This window comes from Thermosporothrix sp. COM3 (genome assembly GCF_059696735.1).
This window is the reverse complement of the sequence record NZ_AP019376.1, coordinates 6,875,780-6,897,613: the sequence shown is the minus strand read 5'-3', so window position 1 is coordinate 6,897,613 and position 21,834 is coordinate 6,875,780. Positions and strand designations below refer to the sequence as shown.

At 51.4% G+C, this 21,834-nt stretch carries 16 protein-coding genes and 1 other RNA gene; 13 read left to right on the top strand and 4 right to left on the bottom strand.

Going from position 1 to position 21,834, the window contains the following annotated elements; genetic code table 11:
- The 5 genes from gatA to mfd all read left to right on the top strand — a co-directional run bounded on the left by gatA (position 1) and on the right by mfd (position 8,751).
- Positions 1–1,461 carry an Asp-tRNA(Asn)/Glu-tRNA(Gln) amidotransferase subunit GatA gene (gene gatA / locus KTH_RS29490; RefSeq protein ID WP_111326008.1) on the top strand — a complete coding sequence of 487 codons (1,461 nt, stop codon included), beginning with the start codon at positions 1–3 and terminating at the stop codon, positions 1,459–1,461.
- A 431-nt stretch (positions 1,462–1,892) separates the two neighbouring features.
- The gene (locus KTH_RS29485) at positions 1,893–2,870 is read left to right on the top strand and encodes a serine hydrolase (protein ID WP_111326007.1); all 978 of its coding nucleotides are present in this window, start codon (positions 1,893–1,895) and stop codon (positions 2,868–2,870) included.
- A 181-nt stretch (positions 2,871–3,051) separates the two neighbouring features.
- Positions 3,052–4,149: a metallophosphoesterase family protein gene (locus KTH_RS29480; RefSeq protein WP_111326006.1), complete on the top strand. Its 1,098-nt coding sequence runs from the start codon at positions 3,052–3,054 to the stop codon at positions 4,147–4,149.
- Between the two features lie 9 nt (positions 4,150–4,158).
- Entirely contained in the window at positions 4,159–4,833 is a 675-nt protein-coding gene (pth, locus tag KTH_RS29475; protein WP_111326005.1) for an aminoacyl-tRNA hydrolase, read from the top strand.
- A gap of 408 nt (positions 4,834–5,241) precedes the next feature.
- Entirely contained in the window at positions 5,242–8,751 is a 3,510-nt protein-coding gene (gene mfd, locus KTH_RS29470; protein ID WP_111326004.1) for a transcription-repair coupling factor, read from the top strand.
- A 32-nt stretch (positions 8,752–8,783) separates the two neighbouring features.
- Here the strand turns inward: mfd and KTH_RS29465 are convergent, their stop codons facing one another.
- The 4 genes from KTH_RS29465 to KTH_RS29450 all read right to left on the bottom strand — a co-directional run bounded on the left by KTH_RS29465 (position 8,784) and on the right by KTH_RS29450 (position 14,762).
- Positions 8,784–10,184, bottom strand: coding sequence for a hypothetical protein (locus KTH_RS29465; protein ID WP_211326383.1), 1,401 nt, complete (start codon positions 10,182–10,184; stop codon positions 8,784–8,786).
- Positions 10,185–10,280: 96 nt separating this feature from the next.
- Positions 10,281–12,527 carry a DUF2079 domain-containing protein gene (locus KTH_RS29460; RefSeq protein ID WP_111326002.1) on the bottom strand — a complete coding sequence of 749 codons (2,247 nt, stop codon included), beginning with the start codon at positions 12,525–12,527 and terminating at the stop codon, positions 10,281–10,283.
- 245 nt (positions 12,528–12,772) lie between these two features.
- On the bottom strand, positions 12,773–13,783 hold the full coding sequence (locus KTH_RS29455; protein WP_111326001.1) for a glycosyltransferase family 2 protein: 1,011 nt from the start codon (positions 13,781–13,783) through the stop codon (positions 12,773–12,775).
- Positions 13,784–13,979: 196 nt separating this feature from the next.
- On the bottom strand, positions 13,980–14,762 hold the full coding sequence (locus KTH_RS29450; RefSeq protein ID WP_497622456.1) for a glycerophosphodiester phosphodiesterase: 783 nt from the start codon (positions 14,760–14,762) through the stop codon (positions 13,980–13,982).
- Between the two features lie 266 nt (positions 14,763–15,028).
- Here KTH_RS29450 and KTH_RS29445 point away from each other — a divergent pair, with 266 nt between their 5' ends.
- From KTH_RS29445 to aroF, 8 genes are all read left to right on the top strand, one after another.
- A complete protein-coding gene (locus tag KTH_RS29445; protein ID WP_497622454.1) occupies positions 15,029–15,424 on the top strand; it encodes a Fur family transcriptional regulator in 396 nt (131 codons plus the stop codon).
- Positions 15,425–15,540: 116 nt separating this feature from the next.
- Positions 15,541–16,122 (top strand): VIT1/CCC1 transporter family protein, encoded by a 582-nt coding sequence (locus tag KTH_RS29440; protein ID WP_497622453.1) that lies wholly within the window; start codon positions 15,541–15,543, stop codon positions 16,120–16,122.
- A 215-nt stretch (positions 16,123–16,337) separates the two neighbouring features.
- Positions 16,338–16,718 carry a thioesterase family protein gene (locus KTH_RS29435; RefSeq protein WP_497622451.1) on the top strand — a complete coding sequence of 127 codons (381 nt, stop codon included), beginning with the start codon at positions 16,338–16,340 and terminating at the stop codon, positions 16,716–16,718.
- A gap of 104 nt (positions 16,719–16,822) precedes the next feature.
- Positions 16,823–17,192, top strand: a transfer-messenger RNA (tmRNA) gene (gene ssrA / locus KTH_RS29430).
- 888 nt (positions 17,193–18,080) lie between these two features.
- On the top strand, positions 18,081–19,628 hold the full coding sequence (gene nagE, locus KTH_RS29425; protein WP_497622449.1) for an N-acetylglucosamine-specific PTS transporter subunit IIBC: 1,548 nt from the start codon (positions 18,081–18,083) through the stop codon (positions 19,626–19,628).
- Between the two features lie 49 nt (positions 19,629–19,677).
- Positions 19,678–20,130: a PTS sugar transporter subunit IIA gene (locus KTH_RS29420; RefSeq protein WP_497622447.1), complete on the top strand. Its 453-nt coding sequence runs from the start codon at positions 19,678–19,680 to the stop codon at positions 20,128–20,130.
- Positions 20,131–20,306: 176 nt separating this feature from the next.
- Positions 20,307–20,567 carry an HPr family phosphocarrier protein gene (locus KTH_RS29415; RefSeq protein ID WP_111326644.1) on the top strand — a complete coding sequence of 87 codons (261 nt, stop codon included), beginning with the start codon at positions 20,307–20,309 and terminating at the stop codon, positions 20,565–20,567.
- Positions 20,568–20,728: 161 nt separating this feature from the next.
- Positions 20,729–21,814: a 3-deoxy-7-phosphoheptulonate synthase gene (gene aroF / locus KTH_RS29410; RefSeq protein ID WP_497622445.1), complete on the top strand. Its 1,086-nt coding sequence runs from the start codon at positions 20,729–20,731 to the stop codon at positions 21,812–21,814.
- The last annotated feature ends 20 nt before the right edge of the window (positions 21,815–21,834 follow it).

Here is a 21,834-nt window from a genome sequence, read left to right as displayed (position 1 = left end):
ATGACCGATCTATATACATTGTCAATTCATGAAGCAGCTCGGCTCCTACGCGAACGCAAGATCTCTTCGGTCGAGCTGACGAAAGCCCATCTTGACCGAATTCGGGCCGTTGAGCCACAGGTAAAGGCCTACACCCTGGTAACCGATGATCTCGCTCTCAAACAGGCTGAAGAGGCAGACCGCCGGATTGCCAGCGGCGAAGACCTCTCTCCGCTAACCGGTATTCCCATTGCGATCAAGGACGTTATCTGTACAAAAGATATTCCTACAACCTGCGGCTCCCGCATGCTGGAAAACTTCAAGCCTCCCTACAATGCAACCGTCATGGAGAAACTGAACAAGGCAGGCGCGGTGATGCTCGGTAAGACCAATATGGACGAGTTCGCGATGGGTTCTTCTACCGAGCATTCGGCCTTCTTCCCGACACACAACCCCTGGGATCTGGAACGCGCCCCCGGCGGAAGTAGTGGCGGTTCAGCCGCCGCTGTCGCCGCAGGCATGGCAATGGGAGCCTATGGCACCGATACTGGTGGCTCCATTCGTCAGCCCGGTTCTCTCTGTAATGTGGTCGGCCTCAAGCCAACCTACGGGCGCGTCTCACGCTTTGGTCTGGTTGCCTTTGCCTCCTCGCTCGACCAGATCGGCCCATTCACTCGTAATGCACAGGATGCAGCTTTGATGCTTCAGGCGGTGGCCGGTTACGACGCACAGGACGCGACCAGTTCGCCCCAACCAGTCACCGACTACACGAAGGAACTGACCGGCAATATCAAAGGGCTACGCATTGGTGTTCCTCGCGAATACTGGGTCGAGGGCATTCAGCCCGGCGTTGAAAAGGTTGTCCGCGAGGGCATTGAGCGGCTACGTGAGCTTGGAGCTGAACTGGTTGATGTATCGCTTCCACACACAAAATATGGCCTGGCTGCTTACTATATTGTCGCTCCGGCAGAGGCCAGCGCCAACCTCGCGCGTTATGATGGCGTGAAATATGGCTACTCCTATCGTGAGACCTCCGATATGTGGGAAGCGATGGAGAAAACTCGACAATACGGCTTCGGAGCTGAGGTAAAACGCCGCATTATGCTTGGCACCTATGCCCTCTCCGCTGGCTACTATGATGCCTATTATAAGCGGGCGGAGCAGGTTCGCACCCTGATCAAGCAGGACTTTGTGAATGTCTTTAAAAAGGTAGACGCGTTAGTCAGTCCGACCTGCCCGACGGTAGCCTTCAAACTTGGTGAGATCACCGATCCCTATCAGATGTACCTTCAGGACATGTTCACCATCCCGGCGAACCTGGCGGGTATCTGTGGCGTGTCGATTCCTGCGGGCTTCAGTGAAGGGCTCCCGGTTGGCTTGCAGCTCCTCGGCAACGACTTCGCTGAAGGCACGATTCTGCGCATTGCGGATGCTTTCCAGCGCGTGACCGACTTCCACGACCAGTGGCCTGATCTGCAATAAAACTGACTCTGTTGGAGAGGAGGGTATGCAATCTCCTCTCCTTTCTTTTAAAAGAAGCTACTTCTCTCTATTGATACCATAACGTACAATTATGGCAGTGCAGCACGTGAAAGCTGTCACCTTCGTGTTGTCCTGTTCAGAATCGTGAGCGCTCAGAGCGACTTCCGAGAAGCATTGCATTCTGTTCTTTGGCTAAGGCCCATCATTTTGCTATCCACTCCAGTAGAACTGTATACTTAAGTGTCCTCCTTCTGTCCAGCTCAAGAAAGGCAGCGGAGAGAAAAGAGGCAATAGCTGATCACTACGAAAGCGCTTAAACGGTTATAAAGCGAGTAATCTTCGGTTTGAGCGCTCAATAATACCTGTCAAATATTATCAAGTTAATCTATATAATAGAGCAAAAAAAATAGGAGTAAAAGGTGTTGCGTCCAATGAAACGCAAGCAGAATCGACTTTATACGACACTGGTCATAACGCTTATTGTTTGCTGTGCTCTCCTTGTCGCGCTTATTGGCTACACAGTCTATCTCTTCCTGCCCTCTTCTCAAATGGAAGCACAAACGCCCCTGCCAATTACTCCGACGTCATCGTCGCCGCCAAAGCCCGTGCTGACAGTGAAAACGGCTCCTCCAAAGCAGGACGACACTGTTTCCACCTATCTGGTTGATATGGATACAGGAAATGTGCTGGAAAACCATAACGGCACCAAACCAATGCCAATGGCAAGCACGACCAAGATCATGACAGCCCTGATCGCACTTCAAACCGGGGACCTCAATCAACTGATTCCAGTGCATCAGGATGCGTACGATCATGTCATCGAAATGGGCAGCAGTTCTGCACAGCTTCAGGTTGGCGATACACTTACGCTGAAGGATATGCTCTACGGTCTGATGCTACCTTCGGGAGGTGATGCGGCTATTGCCATTGCAGACGCGCTGACCGATGGACACCCGCAGATTTTCGTTGAGCGTATGAACCAGTTCGCCCGCCGCTTGCATATGTTCCATACCAACTACGAAAACGTTGACGGTCTGACTACGTCGAGAACACACTACTCGTCTGGCGCAGATATTATCACCCTGACAGAGTACGCAATGAAAAACCCGGTTTTCCGGGAAATCGTGCAGACGCCGAAGTATACCGTCCCGGCAACCGAGCATAATCACGCCTATGCCTGGGTCAACACCAATAAATTACTGACCTCCTATACCGGCATGACCGGCGTCAAAACCGGACACACCGATGTTGCGGGCTGGTGTCTGGTTTTCTCCGCCAAACGCAACGGACACACGCTTATGGGCGTCATTCTCAACAGTCCGACCGAAGAGGGACGAGACGCCTCCGTCCGGGAACTGCTGGACTGGGCCTTCTCTCAGCCATCATTGCCGCCATCACAGGCCGCATAGCAAACATCTGAGGAGCATACCAGACGCTATGCTCCTCCCTCTGCTCCCGCTGCACACCTCTTTCTACACCATGCATCCATAGCTCTATATTTGCAAGCTAACCACTGGAAAGGTTGCAGCAAACATGATAGAATAGTTTCACTCACTCCTATGTTATATAGTTTGAAAAAGAGTTTACTGAATGCGTTACGCTATTTTTTCCGACATACACGCAAATTTGGAAGCATTAGAAGCTGTACTGGCAAAAATCGACGAGCTTGCACAGGAAGAGCCAATTGACCAGATCTGGTTTCTTGGTGATCTGGTCGGATATGGGCCCAATCCTAATGAATGCATTGCGAAACTGCGCGAACGCACCGATGTGATTATTGCTGGAAACCATGACTGGGCAGCGATCAATAAAATAGATCTGAATGACTTCAGCGAGGCAGCCCGCATTTCAGCCGAGTGGACAGCAGAACAACTCACCGAAGAGCATAAGCAGTTTCTTGCAAACCTTCCAGAAAAGCTTGTCATTGGAGCCTGTACGCTCGTACATGGAAGTCCTTACGGTCCTCTCTGGGAGTATTTGACCAGCACGCTGGCCGCCGAAGAGAGCTTCAAGCATTTCCATACGCGCTTCTGCTTCGTCGGGCATACCCATGTCCCCATTATTTTTCAACAGCCCTTTGATGTCGCCGAAACGCCGACCATCCCCCTTGATGACGACGCACAGTATGACTCTTCTGTCCAGACCTCTCAGGCCAGCGAACGCGAGGACGAGGAAGACACAGTTGAAATGGTCGCCGTTATGCCTGCTCAACGAAGCGAACAGAATACTGAAGCGGCCAGTTCAACAGATGAGGCACCATCGACCGAAGAAACGGCAGCTTCAGCGGTTTCTCAATCGGATGCTGAGCAACCGGACGAGGAAACCGGAACTGACATCCTGACGCCCGAAGAGGTGATACTGAGCGCAGAAGAGGCTTTTGATCGCGAGGTTGAGGAATTGGAGTTTCTCCTGCAATTCACACGCAACATGCTCAAGCGTGTCACCAATGAGATGCTCATTCCTCCCGAGGGAGATTGGGCCCCGCCGAAGGCATATCGCGCCATCATCAATCCCGGTGGCGTCGGCCAGCCACGCGATGGCGACCCACGAGCTGCCTTTATGATCTATGACACGGAGCAGGGGTTCACCTTCTACCGTGTCCCTTACAAAATCGAGAAAACGCAGGAGAAGATCATCAAGGCTGGTTTGCCCCCCTATCTGGCAACCCGCCTGGCATATGGTCGTTAAGTGAGTCCCATGAAGTTAATTGTAGGTCTGGGTAATCCAGGCGATCAGTATACTCGTACCCGTCACAATGTTGGTTTCCGTGTTGTGGATATCCTTGCCTCACAGCATCAACTCCGTTGGGAGCGTAAAGGCAAGGCTATGATCGCGCAAACAACGCTCGCTACTGAAAAAGTAGTGCTGGTGAAACCGATCACCTTCATGAACAACAGTGGTGAAGCCGTAGCCGATCTGGTTCGCTGGTATAAACTTCAGCCCCAGGATGTGCTTGTCATCTATGATGAGCTTGACCTTCCACCCGGACGCATTCGTTTAAAGACCGGTGGCAGTTCCGCAGGGCACAACGGCATCAAGAGCATTATTCGTTACCTCCATACCGATCAGTTCCCACGTGTTCGTGTGGGCATCGGGCATCCGGCGAATACCCATATGCGAGGGGTTGATTATGTGCTCGGGATTCCGACCCGTGATGAACTGACACAGCTCTCAGAGGCTGAAGACAGGGCCGCGGAGCTGATCCCATTTATTCTTGAAAAAGGGGTCGAGGCCGCTATGAATACGGTCAATGCCGATCCGGAAGCCCTGCGTAAAGCAGAAGAGCGCCGCCGTCTTCAACAGGAACGGCGTCAGCGCCAGCTTCGCGAGCAGCAATCCCCGGCGGAAGAAGAAATGACACCCGGGCAATAAGGAGCAGGGCCTATAGCATGATTATAGGCGAGTAGAAACACGGCTCTCCATACCGCTTGCGCTTCAGGCGTGCATGGAGAGCACTTTCAAGCATAAATTTCGATTTCAACATCTCACCTTATACCGCTTGTAACACTGCCGATAATAAAAAGAGATGCCTCTTGTTTTTCCAGGAAAAAAGCTTCTACCCTGCTGAAACAGCTTTTCAAGCCTGTATCACCGGGCTTTCGGGCGGTTATTTCCGCATTTGAGCACTGAAGTTCTCTCACATGGGGCATTGCATGGAGAGAGTAAGTAGGGTATCATTAAGCTTGGCAATTACCAAAAACAGCTTCGACAAGGCTAGAACCACCCCCTACACAATTCTGTTGTAGGGGTTACTTAGCATGGTGCTTTTTGGAGGAAGACGTGACATTACAGGGTTTACTCTCATTGCTCGCTCAGCGCCCGGAATTTCGTCGCTTACTGGATATGTTGCGCAAACGCGAGGGCATACCACTCCTCACAGGCATTACAGAGGCTGCACGCCCCTATGTGATGGCAACGCTCTCTCAGGCACTTAAACAGCCACTTCTGATCGTTGCGCAGGATGAAAATCAGGCAAATCAGCTTGCGGACGCACTCAAGGCCTTTATGAGCAATCCCGGCGATGTCTTTTTTTTGCCGGATCGCGACGCTCTTCCCTATGAGCGACTGATTGGGGATACCCAGACAACACAACAACGTATGCAGGCCCTTATCGCAATGGTAGAGCGTGAGCGTACTTCTATTGTGGTCTGTTCTGCCCGGTCCCTGTCACAACTTGTCATTCCTCCTCAAGAACTTGCTGCGTCCCTGCTCTCGCTGGAACCCGGCCAGGAAGTTGACCTGACCAGTATGCTGGATCATCTCTACAATCTGGGCTATGAGCCTGTAGCAGAGGTAGAGACCCCGGGCCAGTTCAGCCACCGAGGCGGCATTATTGACCTCTTCCCTCCAACAATGTCACGCCCGGTCCGTATTGAGTTCTTTGGAGATGAAATCGAGTCGCTCCGCACGTTCGATCAAGCCACGCAACGCTCACTGAACCCGGTCTACAAGTGCATTATTGGTCCGGCGCGTGAAGCTTTACCTGTTCGCGGCCCCGAAGCCGTCAAAGAGCTGCAACAACTGGACAGCAAGATTCTGCATCGCGACGCAGAAGCACGCTGGAACCATGATCTAGAGGAGCTCAGCAAGAAGCGTTCCTTTGAGGATATCGCCTTCTATCTCCCTTATCTGCATCAACCGGCCTCGCTGCTGGACTACCTGCCCCAGAACGGCCTGCTCATTATCGATAATCCAGGGCTTATTCAAAACCGCATCCTGGATCTTGAGGCACAGGCGAAGGAGCTCAAGGAGAATCTGGAACGTGAGCGCGAGAACCCGGCCCATCTTCGCACGGCATTTCTGAACTGGAGCGAGATAGAGCTGAAGATGCAGCAGTATCGGCAGGTGCGCTTCGCCGATGTGCTCTCGACCGCCGAAAGCGAGTTTGAGGTGCATCAACAGGGCGGCACCGAACATCTGATGCCACCTTTTAGCAGCGCCAGTTCCTATGGTGGTCGCCTGCGCGCTTTTGTGCTTGATTGTCACAAAGCGCTTGAGAACCGTGACCGCATTATTATTGTCACGACACAGGCCCGCCGCATGGCCGAGGTGCTGGGGGATGATAGTGTACTGCCAGACGCCGCGATTCATGTCAGCCCGGGAAGCAATATCAATCAGGTCCCAGAGGCTGGCACCCTTACCCTGATTCAGGGTCAGCTTGCGGAGGGCTGGCAATGTCGCTCACTTGCTCTCTACATCTATACCGATACAGAGATCTTCGGCTGGTCAAAACGACGGAGCCAGCCACGTCGCAAGCCAATCACGCCCGCTACCTTCCTCGCAGAGGTCAACCCGGGAGATTATGTTGTTCATCAGGAACATGGGATAGGCCGCTTTGAGGGTCTGGTCAAGATGAACCTGACCGGAGTAGAGCGCGAGTATCTCCTGATTCAATATGCCGGGACTGATAAACTCTACATTCCGACAGACCAGCTTGACCGCGTGACTCGCTATATCGGCATGGGTGATTCTGTACCGGCGTTGAGTAAGCTTGGCACTTCAGAATGGACCCGCGCCAAGTCCCGCGTGAAAGAGAACGTCCAGGATATTGCGCGCGACCTGCTGAAGCTCTATAGTGCACGTGAGGCCGCTCCGGGGCACGCCTTCCCGCCCGATTCAGAGCAGCCCTGGCTCCAGGAACTTGAAGACGCCTTCCCCTATGAAGAGACGCCCGACCAGGCTCGCGCCATTGCCGAGGTCAAGGCAGATATGGAACAGCCCAAGCCAATGGATCGACTGGTCTGCGGTGACGTCGGGTACGGCAAAACGGAGGTCGCCCTTCGCGCCGCCTTCAAGGCCGTACTGGACCAGCGGCAGGTAGCGGTTCTGGTGCCAACAACTGTGCTTGCACTTCAGCACTACAACACATTCAAAGAGCGTCTGAAAGCCTATCCAGTGCGCGTTGAGCTGCTCAGCCGCTTCCGCTCTGAAAAAGAACAGAAGCAGGTACTTGAAGATCTGGCCCTGGGAAAAGTCGATGTGGTGATTGGAACTCACCGTCTGCTACAGAAAGATGTGGTCTTCTTCCATCTTGGCTTGCTCATCATCGACGAGGAACAGCGCTTCGGTGTGGTCCATAAAGAGCGCTTGAAGCAATTGCGAAACGAGATCGACGTGCTCACGATGACTGCAACTCCGATCCCGCGCACGTTGCACATGTCGCTGGTGAACCTGCGCGATATGAGCATTATCGAGACGCCCCCACAGGAGCGGCTCCCGATTCGGACCACGATCCGTGAGTACGATGAAGCATTGATTCGTGAGGCAATTCTGCGTGAGCTTGATCGTGGTGGACAGGTCTTCTTTGTCCATAACCGGGTACAGGGCATTCAGACTATTGCGCAGAAGCTACAAAAGATTGTACCGGAAGCCCGTATTATTGTGGGGCACGGACAGATGAACGAGGAACAACTGGAAAAGGTCATGCTCAGCTTCACCAATGGTGAGTATGACGTGTTGATCTCGACGACCATTATTGAAAACGGTCTCGATATTCCGAATGCCAATACGATCATCGTCAACAATGCTGCGTTCTTTGGTCTGTCGCAGCTCTATCAGCTTCGTGGACGCGTTGGCCGTGGCACCCATCAGGCATATGCCTACTTCCTGTACAATAAGGACTCACGCCTGACACCTATTCAAGAGAAGCGCTTGCGGGCTATCTATGAGGCGACAGAGCTTGGTGCAGGCTTCCGCATCGCGATGAAAGATCTGGAAATTCGCGGCGCAGGCAATCTGCTCGGGGCCGAACAATCAGGCTTTATGAACGCCGTTGGCTTTGACCTCTACTGTAAGTTACTGGCAGAGGCCATTCAGGAACTACAAGGGAAGCCGGTCGAGACGGTCTCGTTCAACACTACCGTTGATCTGCCGCTTGACGCTTACCTGCCCGATAGCTTTATTAATGATCGCACTCTCAAGGTGAACTTCTATCAGCGTCTGGCAAGCCTGACCCAGGAAGAGCAAGTAGAGGCGATGGAAGCCGAGATGCTTGACCGCTTCGGGCCACTTCCTAAAGAGGTACAGAACCTCCTTGCGCTGGTGCGGCTCAAAGTGGAGGCGGCAAAACTTGGCTTTGAGTCGATTACCGTCAAGGACAACGCGTTTGTACTGACAGTGAAACGCTCGGTCATTCCAAATCGCATCGCGCTCTATCGGCGCTTCCGCAATAGCGCACAAGTACAACAAAGCGTGATCCGCATTCCGCGCCACCTGTTCAACTCAAACTGGCTGGCACAGCTTCGTGAACTGCTGCCAGAAATAACAGCGACGGTCTCTCCTACAGCATAAGGAGAGACCGTCACACAGCTTCCAGTCGGAGACTACCGCCGTGTATGCATCAGATGGAACATCAGTGCCTGCTTGTAGTCCATCATGCTAACCTGTCCACTCTTGATCACCTGATTAGAGAGATTCAGCAGGGTCGAGACGACCTGTAGCCGGGTCTCATCAATATGGCCCTGTTGCCGCAGCATCTCCAACAGTTGTGATGGACTCTGCCCACCAATATCAAGCCCGGCCTTGACCGATTCAATACGCAACCAGAGAATCAACTGATGACGCATCTGCTCAAATATAGCAATATCATCATCTCCCACCGCAATTGTGGGCGCGGCTTCCTCCCGAGGAGCAACCCCATTGGAGGGTGGCTGTGGAGCAGCAGGAGCCGGTGTGGGCTGTGAGACAGGGCGTGGAGGCTGTGCGGGAGCCACAGGCGGAACAGCATCTTTCTCAACCGGAGGCGATACCTGATACTGGATCCCATAATGCTCTTCAACCTCGGGAACCTGCTGAAACAGGCCTTCCTCCGGTTTGATAGGAGCCATTGCCCTTGTATCCATCGTCTCTATAGCCGCAACAATCTCTTCCAGTTTTGGCTCTTCGGCTGCTGGCGCGGGACGCTGTGGAACCGAAGGGTAGGACGGTGAAGACGGCGCTTTGGCAGCCGGTCGCCCATTGCTCCCGGGTAAGGTCCCGGTTGTCGAGCGCGGTTTGGTCTGTGGCGGCGTCAACTCTGCCGGTCTGGTAGAGGAGATATCTGCCGCACGCGCCGGGCTCTCCTGAGGAACACCAGGCCTTTGCGGGCGAGAAGGCAACATACGCCTACCATTATTGCCCTGCTGCTGTTGTTGTGAACGGTCTAATGATGTCGATGACTGGGATGCCGGTTTGATCTCGCCACGAAGCTCCTGCAGCTGCTGTTGCAAAGCCATAGTCGAGGCAGCGATCTGCTCCCAGGTAGGCTCCTGCTTCCCGCTGATATTCAAGGCTGACCATGAGACAACGGGACGCGGACTACCGAAAGGATGATTCCCCGTTTTCTGACCTGCCAGATGACTCCGCAGGTTCTGTACGACCGAAGATGCGCAGGAACTGATTAAGGAGCGCACGTCCCCCATACGTTTGCGTCCCTGATCACCAAAGAAGGCCCTGTTGCGCTGCACAAATTGAATGAAGAGCCGTTCTATCTGGGTCTGAAGATCGCTTGAGGTCAGATCGACGCGACTCCAGGCCGTAAAGTCCACTGCGCTCAAGTACATCCAGACTTCCTGGCGTTTGGCACGGTCAACCGGTCGCATACATAGAGATTGAGTACGATGGTCAAAAAACCGTGGATAACAGAAATTGGCGATTAACGTTTCTGCCAGTTCCGCCTTCAACCGCGCAACTTCAGCCGGGGGGAGCTGACCGAGATATATTCCCATCGCTACATCCTCTTTCATCGCTTTTTCGCGTTGCTCAGGGCCCCTTGCTTCAAAGAGGCCCCTTTATCATCGTATCGTGCCAGCCGCAGTGGTAGCTGTACGACTCTTCTCATGCTATCTCCGAAAGTCCAACGTCATCAGTTGTACTTCGCGTGTCTCCTGCTTCACTACAACTGCATTCGGCGTTTTTCCTGCGTTTACCAACAACCGCGTTGGTACATCCTTTATTTTACTAGAAGACTGGTCTAAAGGTAAAAGGGACACAGACAATTGTGCTAGCCCATTTGGAATTTGTGGACCATCCTGCAACCGGAATGTATCTGTATGCCAGACAACGATGTGCTCATTCTTCCCTCGCTGCTGACACAGATACATAATACCGCCATCGATACCCGCAATATACTCTTTTCCATCTGCGGCCTTGATCGTATAGGCCGCAGCCAGCGGCTTTGTGATTGGTTGATCGACGCGCCAATAGGTCGTCAAGCTCACATATGTATCCACCGGGTTATAGTGACCCGGCTGCGGTCTCTTACTCTTGTCCTGAAGCGAAAGAGAATATCCTGTCAGCGTGATTGATCCTCCAAGCCCACTAAACGTGACATTCATCGGATTGGGCACATCCTGTGGGTTCGTATAGAGATCAGAACAGACATTCTCAGGCAACAATGGCAAACGCGCCGTCGGATCATTTGCCAGCCCCGTTTCTTTCGGAGGCCCCATCACTTCAGGTGCAGGAAGCCCACGCTGCAAGAGCAGGAAGCCATTTTCTGATTGTTTAATGCCAAACTCGCCACTGACCAGCAGCTTCTGCACAGCTTGAATAAATTCACCTCGCGTCAGGAAGGGATACTGATCACCTCGCAAATCCAGCAAAACATAATCCGCCTTCTCGGTCGCATACGGGAACATATAGATTCTCTCCCGATGACTCAAACGAGGAACCATTTTTGTCTGTGCAGATACTGATACATCGGGCGGTATCATTTGAATAAACTTCTGGGCAAGCGCCATTCGCTCATTTCCTTTGGGCCAGACAAAGTCATTTGAGAAAGGCAACTGACCATGAAAAGTCAGATCAAAGCGCAATGAGCTTAACAACATCGCACAGAGCAGTGCCGTCAGGATGCCTGTACTGAAAAAACGGCTCATGGTCTGCATTGACCAGAAGCGAGGTCCACCCGAAGTCTGTGGTCTGCTGCGTATCCAGTTACTATAACGAGACAGACCCTGTCTTGTCACCCACAATATCAGCACCAGGCCCTCAATACTGGCAAAGATCAGCACGGGGATAATCTCCGCATTGTACTGGAACAGGCCGCTATGCATGGAGGGATTGGACGATAGCAGGTTGATCGCCAGCGCTGGCGCTGCCAGAACGAGCACCCACGGAGCCAACAACGGCAGAAAGGCAGCAGAAAGGAACAACAGGCGCAAATACATCAGCCGTGAATGCTCAAAGAAGGCATTCTGAATAAACCACTTCGGCTGAGTGACAATGTTACGCACAATCTCTACCGGCCCATTGCCCAGCCACGCGTAGCGACCAATCAGCAATGGCTTACTCGACGGGCTGAATGCAGGGATAATGACCTTGAAACCAATGACAAACCACGCAGCAGCAATCACCGTCATCGTTAGGCCGCTTTTCCAGCGTCGCTGAAATATTGCCGTCCAGAGACCAAGCAGCGCCACCAGCAAGGGAACTTCCTCTTTACAGCCCATAGAAAGCAGCGCAAAAAGGAACATCAGCGCCGTACGCCGGGTATACATGAAATACAGCGTAAACATCAACAGCGATGCTGTGAGGGTAACCGCATGAAAATCAAAGGTAATTGCCTGCTGCAAAGAGGGATACAACAAATAGAGCCAGGCAATCGCAACAGCAGCGATATCATTCCGCAATCGCAAACGAGCCAGCCAGAACGCGGGATACGCACCCAGTGCGACAACGACTGTCTGAAAGATAATCAGCGTTCTGGGGTCAGGCCAGAGAAAATAGAGCAGCGATATCGGGTACAGAATCGGCTCAAAATGAATCGCAAACCGGTTAATCCCGTCAGGAGTATAACAGTTGGTATCACCAACAATATTACAGATCGTCTGATGCAACTGCCCGTGATTGACCAGGTTCCAGATAGCCTGATCCATAATGCCCATATCTTCGGCATTGGTCAGAAGGTTATTATGCCGGGCTAGCATGTAGACAATAAAATAGCCTGAAAAAAGGAGAACGGCAAGCGTCACCAGGCCCAATGCAACCCAATAGAGCCGCGTACGTGGAAATGGCTCAGGTGGAGGATACAGATAGAGTCGATTACGTATACTGGAGAGCCGTTTCCGCCAGATGGTGCTTTTCACGGCTCCTCCCTCTTTCTACCCGGGTGCATAGAAATAGCATTCCAGCCTTTCTTCTCTTTCTCTTGTCATGAACATCACAAATAGGTGGCTCTTCTCGCATCGTGCATACCGTTCGAGAACAAAAAAGAAGGGCTGGGGATCACCTGAAAAGCGCTTCCTGTTTTCAGGCACTCCCCTCCGGAGAATATTGTATGCACCATACAGAAGCCCTACCAGGCGCTCGTAAGCGCTCTCTACAGGCTGCCTCAGTCAAGCTCTTCTTTGATACTGTATTCTTCCCCTGGCTGGAATGCATAGTGCCTGATCATTTCACTCTGCAAGCCTGTCAAAATAAACTGGACACCGAAAATCATCAACAGAATACCAACAAACAGCAATGGCTGATCGTGAATTGGCTGGCTGAAGAAAAGCTTTCGTATAACAACGAACAGGTCAATCAGAATGCCAATAAAGAGCGTAAAGAAGCCCAACGGACCAAAGAGGCGCAACGGTGTCCGCAAGAATGACGTCAGGAAGAGCACATTCAGCAGATCGATTAGACCACGAGCAAAACGGCGAGCACCGAACTTTGAGACACCATACTTGCGCGGATGGTGCTTCACTTTGATCTCAGCGACTTTAAAGCCACGCCAATGCGCCATAACCGGCACAAAACGGTGAAATTCGCCATACAGCTTCAAATGTGGATCATCGATCAGTTCACGACGATACGCCTTAAAGCCATTATTGATATCATGCAGATGCACACCGGTCATAGTGCTGACCATCCAGTTGAAGATACGTGAAGGGAAGGTCTTCGATATTGGGTCCAGACGAGGAAACTTCCAGCCCGTGACCAGATCATAGCCCTCTTCGATCTTCTCCAGATAACGAGGGATCTCTTCTGGATCATCCTGCAAGTCACCATCCATCGTAAAGACGACTTTGCCCCGGCTACGGCTAAAGCCGGCAACCAGCGCAGGCGTCTTGCCGAAGTTCCGGCGGAAGCGAATAACACGCACGATCCCGGGATTTTCATCGCGCAGCTTCTTCAGCTCATCAAAAGTGCCGTCGGTGCTGCCGTCGTCCACAAAGATAACCTCATAGCTGCTTCCAAGTTGATGAAATTGAGCTGATAATTTCTCAAATAGAGGGCGCACATTGCGCAACTCATTCATTACAGGCACAACAACAGTTATAGCAATATCTTGCTCAGATGAAGAGAGTGGAAGTGCCTCTGTTTTTGTTGTTTTTGCAGGTGCTTCAGTTTGTTGCATAATTTATATTCTCCACATATGGCCGAGAAAAATGAACAGACTTCACTCTATCATTTCTAACCGGGACCCATTATAACATAGGGGTATAATAAGCCCTCAACGATATGGTACCTTTACCTTTTTACGCGTAGGAAACAGGCCAGCAGAGACAGGAAGATCCACACATAGCTGATCTTCCCTGTCGCCAGATGTCCCTCTACATTTCAGCAGTATGTTGCAGACAAAGGGCAACCAGATCAGGACGATCAGTTGTGATAGAATCAACACCTGCCTCAATACAAGAACGAATCTCATCCTCGGTGTTTGCATCCCAGATTCCCAGTTTAACACCCTGAGCATGAAGAACCGGCACTATTTCTGGCTTCAATTGCTTGTACTCCATATCAAGCCAGCCACACTTCAAAGTCTCCACTTTCGCCAGCAAGGCGGTCAGGTCCTGTTCGGTTGCAAGCTTCCAGGTGTTGTCGGATGTGAGCATACCGGTCGCAATCGCAGGCTCAAGGCGCTTGATTTCGGCCAACATCTGCCAATCAAAAGAGATAATCAGCGTCTCCTTAAGCATATCGGTGGTATAGAGATCAGCAAGGACCAGTTCCATAATATGAGGATACCGCCCCAATATACCATCTCGTTTACTTGTTTTCAGCTCAACATAGATTTCCGCACGCCCCTTTATCACATCGAGAACCTCGCGTAGGGTCGGCATCTGCTCGGCTGTTGGCCAGCCTGGAAAATGAGCAGCAACATTCAGAGATCGCAGAAAAGCAAAATCCAGATCAAGGATGTTGCCAGTTGCATCAGTTAAACGATCCACTGTATTATCATGAAAGATCACAAGCTGACCATCTCGACTGACCTGAACATCTACTTCAACGGCATCAGCCGCGAACGTCAGGGCCTTGCGAAACGCCGCTAAAGTATTTTCAGGAGCCAGATCAGCCCCTCCACGATGAGCGACACATTGAACACGTGAAGCCATAAAGCTTTTCTCACCTTTCTGTCAGTGTATCAAGATTAGCGAACCTCACTCACCTCCCTTTAGTGATAGATTATAGCCTGTTTTCAGGCGAAGACTGCTCTATCCCCCGATTTTACCAGGACGCATATGTCCCGCAGTACCAGCACAGAAACATGATCAGCGCCCACTGTTAACTTGACTTCTTCCCAGAAAAAGCATATTATGAGGGAGAGATAAAAATGATAATAATTCTCATTATTAGGGTTCCCTAATACGGAGTGATATAGATGCGAGAGAAATTGAACACAAACGCGCAGGCTGTCCTGGAAGCCGTTCGGGCAGCGGAACATCCCACAGCGCTGGACGTCTATGAAACGGTGAAGCAGACACGTCCGAAAATCGGGCTTGCTAGTGTGTACCGCATCCTGCATCATCTGGCGGAGCGCGGTTACATTAAAGAATTGGGACGCAATGACGATGGCTGTCGCTATGATGCTCGAACATCACGACACGATCATGCAATTTGCACGAAATGTGGAGCGCTCATTGATATACCCATTGATGTAACGCTTCCCGAAGAAGCCCTGCAAGCAGCGGCGAAAGCGGCCGGGTTACAGCTTACGTCGCACGAAGTCAGGCTGTATGGTATTTGTCCGAACTGCGAGCGCACCTCAAAGTCCTGATTGTGTCAGCAGATAGTTGATAGCGCGACCCTGCTCATTGCCCGGGACGCTCTCATTCTATATATAGTGTTTTTATCCAAATGGCGTGTTCATTTAGCGAGAAGGAGTACGGTCACATGACACAAGACGGGAATACAAATACTCTTCCGTCCACAGCAGAGCAACAGCAACCACAGAGCGTAAAAGAAGAGATTGCTGAAATTTTCCATGCGATCATCAGGAATGACGACTCATCACATCGTTTTTTGCTCCGTGTAGTCCAGCCTGGACTGGCGGGGCTTATGGATGGTTCCGTATCGACACTGGCCCCGATCTTTGCGACCGCGTTCGCAACCCATAAACCCTTTACTGCCTTCCTTGTTGGCATGGCTGCTGCGACGGGTGCAGGTATCAGCATGGCTTTTTCTGAGGCACTGTCGGATGACGGGGTGTTAACAGGTAGAGGTAGTCCGGTTGTCAGAGGTGCGATTACAGGCCTGATGACATTCTTTGGCGGAGCACTGCATACGCTTCCATTCCTGATCACGAACCTGCACCTTGCACTGATTACAGCCTACATCGTTGTGGCATTCGAGCTGTTTCTGATCGCCGCAATCCGCCATCGCTACTTCAAAACCAAGTGGGCCCTATCGATCGTGCAAGTTGTTGGTGGCGGTATTCTGGTCTTTCTGGCAGCGCTCATTTTCGGCAATGCCTGAACAAACATCAGAGATGAGTGTGAGAACTGCATTGTTTCTCCCCTCATCTCACGGGAATACATATGCGCTTTCCAATGTTATAAAGAGCAGTATCACTAGAAATGACAAAGAAACAGAATCCATATAGTCAGAACAGTGCCAGATACCTCCGGGAATAGATAGAAACATCCTCTTGTTTTAAAAGAAGAGAGAGTGATAAGCAGAAAGGATGCTCAATGACAGTAGTTCCTGGATTGAGGGGCGAGGCAACAACAACGGTGGTGTATGAGAACACCGCAGAGGCTGTAGGAGCTGGAGGAGTGGCTGTCTTTGCGACGCCGATGATGATCGCTCTGATGGAAAATGCGTCATGGAGAGCAGTCGCAGAGGCACTCGACGAAGGCTATGTCACAGTGGGAACGCTGGTTCAGGTACGACATCTCGCCTCAACTCCGATCGGACAACAGGTTCGAGCAGTTGCTACACTCAGTGAAATTGATGGCAGGAGATTGGTATTTCGGGTGGAAGCCTACGACGAACAGCAAAAAATCGGCGAAGGCATCCATGAGCGCTTCATTGTCAATCTGGAACGATTTATGAAGAAAAACGCCGAGTAAAGATGCATTCAAAAGCGCTCACCCCTTGCTATTTGTCAAGTTATATGGTATACTTTATTTACCTGTGAGAAAGTATGCTTCTTTCTCGGGTATTGCTTCAATCTGGGGATGTCGGGTTTCGACAGACGAACAGGTTGAAGGATTGCAGGCCGAGGTGCCGGTACGCACTCTCGTTAAACAACCGGCAAAAAAATAGTTGCCAAACAAGCAACACCTTCTTACGCTCTAGCTGCCTAAACACCAGCAAGCGTCGTCTGCCTGACTTTTTCCTGTGGGGTCAGTGTCAGGCGTCACAAACGCAGGGTGCGATAACAGCGATCGCCTTCTAGCTGTTATCAAAGACCAAGAAGGCCAGCGTAGAGAGATCCCGTCGGTGGGAGTTCTCTGCGTAATGAAAAACGCCGACTAAGCCTGTAGTACATTCTTTGATAGGTTCGTTTGGACGGGGAGTTCAACTCTCCCCCATCTCCACCAAGAAAGAAGGCTGGAAGCAACGCAACAAGGCGGCTTTCAGTCTTTCTTTATACATTTTACACTCAGATTCTTTTTCCTTTCACGGAACGCATTGACAGCCCCAGGTCGCCAATACACCTCCCAGCCTCAACAACATATACCCTTCTCTGGAAACACAATTGCCTCACAAAAAGAACTCATGACACAAGCTGACACCACAGCTTTGTTGAACAAAACCCCAATAGTGAGAGCATCTGGAAGACACACACTAACATTGCCTGATGCAGAGAGTCACAGTGCCATCACAAACACCCTAAACAGGGAGAAACGCTAGATTCCAATACCAAAAAGACAAGAATTGGCTTGTACAGCCATTCCAGAGGTTCTCCGTAAAGCACCATTGCTGGGTTAACTCTGCTCTGACCTCGTTCAATTCGCTATTTTGTCGTGGTCTTCATTTTTCCTACCCAAATTCAATGATTTTTGGCTAGACTCATGTTATACTTGTAGCAAGAATAGATCCCATGCCGCTTCCCCTTATCAGGTCAATATGCAGAAGGGAGGTTTTTTATACACACTGGAATATATATCTAGTGGTCTAGACATATTGACATTTCCCCTAAATGGGGCTATATTCTTTGGTACAACACAACAAATAAACACCGGAGCACTCCATACCCCTTATCTATTGCAGGCAGAAGCATTGCTCGATTTGCAAGCAAGAAAGGAGAAAGACTGTACTTCGGCTTCCTGGCATGGTAGCCAAAACTGAGAATGGGAAGAATGAACTTCCCCTATACTCTACTTTTCTGGAGCAGCGCTCTCCATTTTCTGCCTACCATACTCGATAAAGAGTTATGTACTGATTTTATTTGGTTTCTTTTCACGTTATTTAGAGGAGAAAACGTAATGAGCTCAGCTATACCTGCACGCTCAAACGCCAGCGTTGGCGAACGTTTACTGGGTGGTTTACAGAGCATTGGCCGCTCTCTAATGCTCCCCATTGCAGTTGTTCCAGCGGCAGCCCTTCTCCTTCGTCTGGGAGATACCGATCTTCTGAATTGGCCCTGGATGAAGGCGGCTGGTAACGCTATCACCAGCAACCTTGCGGTGATCTTTGCCGTCGGTATCGCGATTGGTCTGACCGGTGGTGAGGGTGCAGCAGCATTGGCAGGTCTCGTCGGTTTCCTGGTCTTTACAGCTACTTTTGGCGCACTCATTCCGCAGGTCACCTATGTTGCACTGGTCAATGGACAGCCCGATATGGCGACAAAGTTGGTCCAGCCAACCGGCAGCATCAACATGGGAGTGCTTTCAGGCATTATCGTCGGACTCGTAGCAGCAGCACTCTATATTCGTTTCCATGATATTCGTTTGCCAGATTATCTTGCGTTCTTCGGCGGAAAGCGCTTCGTTCCAATTATCACAGCGGTCGTCACCTTGATTCTGGGAGCCCTCTGTGCATTGATCTGGCCATTCGTTCAGGGTTGGATTGACGCCCTGGGTCATGGAATCGTCAGTCTTGGCGCACTGGGAACAGGCCTGTATGGTTTCTTCAACCGCCTGCTCATTCCTCTTGGCCTTCACCATGTAATTAATACGTATGTCTGGTTCCAGCTAGGTAACTTCCAGGGACCTGATGGCATTGTCCACGGCGATATCAACCGCTACCTTGCAGGCGATCCAACAGCCGGAACCTTCACCGCAGGCTTCTTTGTTGTGATGATGTTCGGCCTGCCCGCCGCCTGTTTCGCGATGATTCGTCAGGCTCGCTTCCCGAAAGTGGCCTCTGGTCTGCTGCTCTCGGCAGCATTTGCCTCGTTCCTGACCGGCGTTACCGAGCCAATTGAGTTCGCATTCATGTTCGTCGCTCCGCTGCTCTATCTGGTCCATGCTCTGTTGACCGGAACAGCGCTGGCAGTGTGTACGCTGCTCAATGTGAAGATTGGCTTTGGCTTCTCGGCAGGTTTGATCGACTACGTCTTGAACTTCACGAAGTCGAATACAACCAATGCGTGGATGATTATTGTCCTTGGTCTGATCTACGCAGTCATCTACTATGTCGTCTTCACCGTCTGTATTAAGGCCTTCAATCTGGCAACACCGGGCCGTGGTGATGCCTCTTCCGGTATGAGCGCAGACTGGGTACTCCCTGAGAGCCAGCGCGGACCAAAACCCGGTACAGAGGTTGAGGAGCCTGTTGCAAGCGAGCAGGAAGATCAGGACGACATTAAAGCACGAGAAGTGCTTGCTGCGCTTGGCGGAAAGTCCAACGTGCAAAGCGTGGAGGGCTGTATCACTCGCCTGAGACTCTTCGTCAACTCATCTGAAGTGATCAATGACGAGCGTCTCAAACAACTTGGCGCTTCCGGCGTTGTAAAACGTGGTAAAGTTGTTCAGGTTGTTCTGGGCACACAGTCCGACCGCATTGCGAGTCGCATTAAGAAGCTCTTGTAAGCCCTTTCAAAAGGGCACACCATAAAACTCTTTATCAGGTAGGAAAATAATGGCAGAAATACGTGTTCTTGCACCGATAGATGGTACAGTTGTTGAACTGGAAAATGTTCCTGACGAAGTTTTCGCCCAGAAAATGGCGGGTGATGGCGTTGCCATTGACCCAAGCGGGAACACAGCAGTCGCTCCGGTTTCAGGCACACTCGTTAAGCTCTTCGACACAGGCCATGCGTTCGGTATGGCTACTGGCGAAGGAGCAGAACTTATCGTGCACATCGGCATCGATACTGTTGAGCTTGAAGGCGAGGGCTTCTCGAAGATCGCGACAGAAGGGCAACAGGTTCAGGCTGGTACTCCTGTAGTGACCTTCGATCGTGCAACCATTGAGCGCAATGGGAAAGCTGCTGTCTGTCCGATCGTTTCTTCCGGTGTGGGAAAGGTTATCTATCGTGCCAGCGGAACGGTACGCGCAGGAAAAGACGTCCTCTTTATCCTGGAAGTCTAAATGCTAAAATAACCAGCTCCGGGTGCTTTTCAAACTGCCCAATCTGGCGTATGCTCTACTATACAGAGTTTGCGTCCAGATTGGGCAGATATTCATACAGAGTCTACCTTTCCCAATATCTGGAATACCAATCACATTCACATTCACTTTTTACGCTAAAGGAGTCATTTCTATCCATGATTGAACGTACGGTTACTATTGCCAGTAAATCAGGTCTGCATGCGCGCCCCGCTTCTGTCTTTGTTCAGAATGCGAAAGAATTTAAAAGCCAGATTACGCTCTCAAAAAATGAGAAGACCGTCAATGCGAAATCTATCCTCTCTGTCCTCACCCTTGGTGCCAAACAGGGCGATCAGATTGTATTGAAGGTCGATGGTGATGATGCAGAAGATGCAGCCAACAAACTGGCCTCCCTGCTGGAAAGCGATCTCGGCTAAGCCACATCCCCCACATAATGAGAAAGGCCGCTCTCTACTGCGGCCTCTCATTTTTTCTCCATCTCTTTTCCTCTGCCCATGCACCTGCGTTATGATAAGAGTAGAGTTTGATAGTGCGCTCTCCCTTCAGGAACGGACAACGGAGAGCCGAGGAGAAACAGATGATTGTTATGATGCATACAGGCTGCAAGCCCCAACAGATACAACAGGTGCTTTCTCTGCTCGAAGACCGTGACCTGATCGGACGCGTTACACAAAACGGTGAGACAACCGTCATTGGTGTCCTGCGCTTCACCGGGGAAAACCAACCACCCGCCAGTATTGATCACGCGGTGCCCGCTCTGGCAGAGCTTGCAGAGACTCTGGAGCTTCTTCCTGGCGTTCAGCGCGTCGAGCGCGTCACCACCCCCTATAAGCTCGCCAGCCGAGCCTTTCATCCCGCCAACACCTGCATCCACATCGCCGCACCCTGTACAGCACAAGGAGTGCTTTCTTTTGGAGGGCAGGAAGTTATTATGATGGCGGGCCCCTGTACCGTCGAAAATGAGAAACAACTGATGCGAACTGCTGAGGCGGTTCGCAAAGCAGGCGCGGTCGTACTGCGTGGTGGCGCATTTAAGCCTTCCACCTCACCATATGGTTTCCGGGGTTTGGGAGAAAAGGGGTTGCAACTACTTGCCCGGGCGCGAGAGGCTTTCGGTATGCCCGTTATCACCGAAGTGATGACCCCGACTGATGTGCCTCTGGTTTCCGCCTATGCCGATATTCTCCAGATCGGAACACGGAATATGCAGAATTATATGTTGCTTGACGAGGTCGGTCGAACACAAAAGCCGGTCTTATTGAAACGAGGCATGTCAGCTACTATTGAGGAATGGCTGCTCGCAGCCGAATACATTCTTGCTCAGGGGAATCCGCATGTTATCCTGTGTGAGCGCGGGATTCGCACCTTTGAGCGAGCCACGCGCAATACAATGGATATCAGCGCGATTCCCCTTGTCAAAAAGCTCTCTCATCTCCCTGTTATCGCAGATCCCAGTCAGGGAACCGGCATGCGCGAACTGGTCACGCCGCTCGCGCTCGCCGCCGTGGCAGCAGGAGCCGATGGCTTGTTAGTCGAAGTACACCCCCATCCAGAAGAGGCGCTGAAGGACGGAGCCCAATCGCTGACCATTCCTCAGTTTGAAGCCCTTACGCCGCAGACACAAGCTATTGCCGCCGCAGTTGGGCGTTCGCTGGCAGTGTGAGGTATTCAACCAAATAGCAG